The organism is Micromonospora sp. M51, assembly GCF_018070305.1.
GTDB classification, from domain to species: Bacteria; Actinomycetota; Actinomycetes; order Mycobacteriales; family Micromonosporaceae; genus Micromonospora; species Micromonospora parva.
Window position 1 is genome coordinate 1 of sequence record NZ_JAGPXZ010000597.1, and the last position, 3,896, is coordinate 3,896.

At 72.4% G+C, this 3,896-nt stretch carries 5 protein-coding genes; all 5 read left to right on the forward strand.

Annotated features, from left to right (window positions below):
- Nucleotides 1-299 (forward strand): tyrosine-type recombinase/integrase (locus KBX53_RS36550; protein WP_247676185.1); only part of this gene is annotated, 299 nt, incomplete at its 5' end.
- 179 nt (nt 300-478) lie between these two features.
- A complete protein-coding gene (locus KBX53_RS25230) occupies nt 479-1,402 on the forward strand; it encodes a ParA family protein (RefSeq protein WP_030334877.1) in 924 nt (307 codons plus the stop codon).
- A 23-nt stretch (nt 1,403-1,425) separates the two neighbouring features.
- Nucleotides 1,426-2,463, forward strand: coding sequence for a ScpA family protein (locus KBX53_RS25235; RefSeq protein WP_030334876.1), 1,038 nt, complete (start codon nt 1,426-1,428; stop codon nt 2,461-2,463).
- Nucleotides 2,456-3,427, forward strand: coding sequence for an SMC-Scp complex subunit ScpB (gene scpB / locus KBX53_RS25240; protein WP_210861992.1), 972 nt, complete (start codon nt 2,456-2,458; stop codon nt 3,425-3,427). The genes KBX53_RS25235 and scpB overlap by 8 nt, the downstream gene beginning before the upstream one ends.
- A partial coding sequence (locus KBX53_RS25245; RefSeq protein ID WP_210861994.1) for a pseudouridine synthase occupies nt 3,414-3,896 on the forward strand: 483 nt, incomplete at its 3' end. The genes scpB and KBX53_RS25245, both read left to right, overlap by 14 nt.

Consider the following 3,896-nt stretch of genomic DNA (forward strand, 5'->3'; position numbering starts at 1 on the left):
GCACCCCGGCGGTGTTCCTCAACGCCCGCGGCGGCGCGCTGTCGCGCCAGGGCGCCTGGGGCATCCTGCGCCGCGCCGCCGACCGGGCCGGGCTGCCCGTCGACGGGCCCGCCGCCGTCTCCCCGCACACCCTGCGCCACTCGTACGCCACCCACCTGCTCGACGGCGGCGCCGACGTCCGCGTGGTCCAGGAACTGCTCGGGCACGCCTCGGTGACCACCACCCAGGTCTACACGTTGGTCACCGTGGAGCGGTTGCGCGAGGTGTACGCCACCGCCCATCCCCGCGCCCGGGGCTGAACCGGTCGCGGTCGGCGCCGACACGCCGGGCCGGTGCCGAACCCCCTGCTGGTCGGTGGCGTACAGTCGGCATCGGCGCGGACCTCCTGGAGCGACACGACCGGGGTGCGCAGCGGCGCCGCGAAGGACGTCGGACGGCTCCGACGCCGGGTGGGTCGTCGGGAGGGGGCAACGAGCACATGGCTGGCAACGGTGACCGTGCCGAGACCTGGACGTCGGAGCTCCGCGAGCAGCAGGCCACGCTCGGCGCGGATCTCGGTCCTGCGGACCCGGCTGCCTACACGATGCGCAAGCCCATCCCCGAGCCGATGCCGACCGACCGGCACGGCCCCGCGCGCATCATCGCGATGGCCAACCAGAAGGGTGGCGTCGGCAAGACGACCACCACCATCAACCTGGGCGCGGCCCTCGCGGAATACGGCCGCAAGGTCCTGCTGGTCGACTTCGACCCGCAGGGCGCCCTCTCGGTGGGCCTGGGCGTCAACCCGCACAACCTCGACCTGTCCGTCTACAACCTGCTCATGCAGGACGACGTGACCGCCGAGGACGTCCTGATCAAGACCGACGTGGCGGGCCTGCACCTGCTGCCGGCCAACATCGACCTCTCCGCCGCCGAGATCCAGCTCGTCAACGAGGTCGCCCGGGAAATGGCCCTGGCCCGGGTCCTGCGCACGGTCCGCAAGGAGTACGACTACATCCTGATCGACTGCCAGCCGTCGCTCGGCCTGCTGGCGATCAACGCGCTGACCGTCGCGCACGGTGTGCTCATCCCGCTCGAATGCGAGTTCTTCAGCCTGCGCGGTGTGGCACTGCTGCTGGACACCATCGACAAGGTGCGCGAGCGGCTCAACTTCGACCTGGAGCTCGAAGGCATCCTCGCCACGATGTACGACAGCCGCACCACGCACTGCCGCCAGGTCCTGCAGCGGGTGGTGGAGGCGTTCGGCGACAAGGTCTACCAGACGGTCATCACCAAGACGGTGAAGTTCCCCGAGTCCACCGTGGCCGGTGCCCCCATCACGACGATGGACCCGGCATCCTCCGGGGCACGTAACTACCGTCAGCTGGCCCGCGAGGTGATCGCCGCCCAGTCGGAGCGGTAGCCGGAACGCCCGGTGCCCGCCTCGTGGACTACGGTCGTCCGGTGACCGCGCCACCCATCGACCCACCCGAGACCGCCACCGCGGCCGTGGTCGACGGTGGGCAGCCCGCCGACCCGGCCGCCACCGGCTTCACGGTGCGGCTGGCCAACTTCACCGGCCCGTTCGACCTGCTGCTGCAACTGATCGGCAAGCACAAGCTCGACGTCACCGAGGTGGCCCTGCACACGGTCACCGACGAGTTCATCGCCTACATCAGGGCGATGGGCGACAACTGGGACCTGGACGAGGCCAGCGAGTTTTTGCTCATCGCCGCGACCCTGCTCGACCTGAAGGCGGCCCGCCTGTTGCCCGCCGCCGAGGTCGAGGACGAGGACGACCTCGCCCTGCTGGAAGCCCGGGACCTGCTCTTCGCCCGACTGTTGCAGTACAAGGCGTACAAGGAGGCGGCGGCCCACATCGCCGAGCTGGAGGCCGTCGGCGGCCGACGGTATCCGCGCGCGGTCAGCCTGGAACCCCGCTACGCCGAGGCGTTGCCCGACCTGGTGCTCGGCATCGGCCCGCAGCGGCTGCTGAAGCTGGCCGTGAAGGCGATGACCCCGAAGCCGGTGCCGGAGGTGTCCATCGCCCACGTGCACATGGTCCGGGTCAGCGTCCGGGAACACGCGGCCATCCTCACCGCGCGACTGCGCCGGGCCGGCACGGCCACCTTCTCGCTGCTCTGCGCCGACTGCGAGGCCACCCTGGAGGTGGTGGCCCGGTTCCTCGCGCTGCTGGAGCTGTACCGGGAGGGCCTGGTGTCGTTCGTGCAGGAGCAGGCCCTGGAGGAGCTGACAGTGCGCTGGACCGGCCCGGCCGACGGCGACACCGAGCTGCACGTCGACGAGTACGCCGGCACCCCGGCGGACGACGCGGAGCCGGCGGGGATTGCGGTTGCGCCGGCGGCGGGTGGGCCCGCGCCGGTGCTGGCCGCGCCTGAGTCGGCGGGCGTTGGGCCCGGGTCGGTGGGGGAGGCCGGCGGGCCGGACGGGACGGAGACGACGGAGGGTGCGCGGGATGAGTGACGAGGAACGCCGGGACTCGCTGGCCGACCAGGCCGCCGCCTGGGTGCCCCCGTGGGCCCGCCCGCGCCCGCCCGCCACTGACGCGCCCGCGCCGCCGGACGAGCCGGCCGCGGACACCGACGAACCCGGAGCGGCACAGCCCCGACCCGAGGCCGAATCCGCCGCCGGTCCCGGCGAGTCGGATGCGGTCGGCTCGGCCCCGGCGCCGGGCGATCCGCATGAGCGCGGCCCCGACGACCCGCGCCCGACTGAGCCAGACCCGGACGGGGCCTCCAACAAGGTGGACCTGACGGCGCCGGACCTCGGCGCGGTGACGGAGGACACGGCGGGGGAGTCGAGCGCGGCGGGGGACGTACCCCGGCGGCAGTCGGCGGGGCGGCGGCGGGCGACGGCCGCGCCGGAGCCCGCGCCCGAGCTGTCCGACGCCGAGCTGCGCGGCGCGTTGGAGGCGATCCTGCTGGTCGTCGACGAGCCGGTCAGCGAGCTGGTGCTGGCCCAGGTGCTGGACCAGCCCGCCGAGCGGGTCGGGCCGATGCTCGACGAGATCGCCGCCGGCTACACCACGGCCGGGCACGGGTTCGAGCTGCGCCGGGCGGCCGGCGGGTGGCGGCTGTACACCCGGCCGGAATACGCTACGTACGTTGAGCGGTTCGTGCTGGACGGGCAGTCCGTGCGGCTGACCCAGGCGGCGCTGGAGACGCTCGCCGTGGTCGCCTACAAGCAGCCGGTGACCCGTTCGCGAATCTCAGCCATCCGGGGTGTGAACTGCGACGGGGTCATCCGTACGCTGGTCACCCGTGGCCTCGTCGAGGAGTGCGGCACCGAACAGGACAGCGGGGCGTTCCTCTACCGGACCACCACGTTGTTCCTGGAGAAGCTCGGGCTGAACACCGTCGACGAGCTGCCGCCCCTCGCACCCTTCCTGCCCGACGACGTAGAAGAGCTTGCTGATGCGACCCGATAACCGTGTCCCCAAACCCGACGCCCCCGTGTTCGAGGGGGCTGAGCGCCTGCAGAAGGTGCTCGCCGCCGCCGGCGTGGGTTCCCGGCGCGCCTGCGAAGACCTGATCTTCCGCCGCCGGGTCACGGTGGACGGGCGGGTCGCCAAGCTCGGCGACAAGGTCGACCCGGCCAAGGCCGTGATCCACGTCGACGGAGAGCGCCTCCAGGTCGACACCCGACTGGTCTACGTGGCGATGAACAAGCCGCGCGGGGTGGTCACCACCATGGCGGACGACAAGGGCCGCAACGAGCTGGCCGACTTCATCGGCAGGCGGCTGGATCAGCGGGTGTACCACGTCGGGCGGCTCGACGCGGACAGCGAGGGCCTGCTGCTGCTCACCAACGACGGCACCCTCGCGCACAAGCTCATGCACCCCTCGTACCAGGTGCTGAAGACCTCCCTCGCCGAGGTGGTCGGCCGGCTCGCGCGC

Bases quoted from the DNA above. Each gene is read 5' to 3' on its own strand.
- KBX53_RS25230 (WP_030334877.1), top strand. From the start codon at position 479: ATGGCTGGCAACGGTGACCGTGCCGAGACCTGGACGTCGGAGCTCCGC.
- scpB (WP_210861992.1), top strand. From the start codon at position 2,456: ATGAGTGACGAGGAACGCCGGGACTCGCTGGCCGACCAGGCCGCCGCC.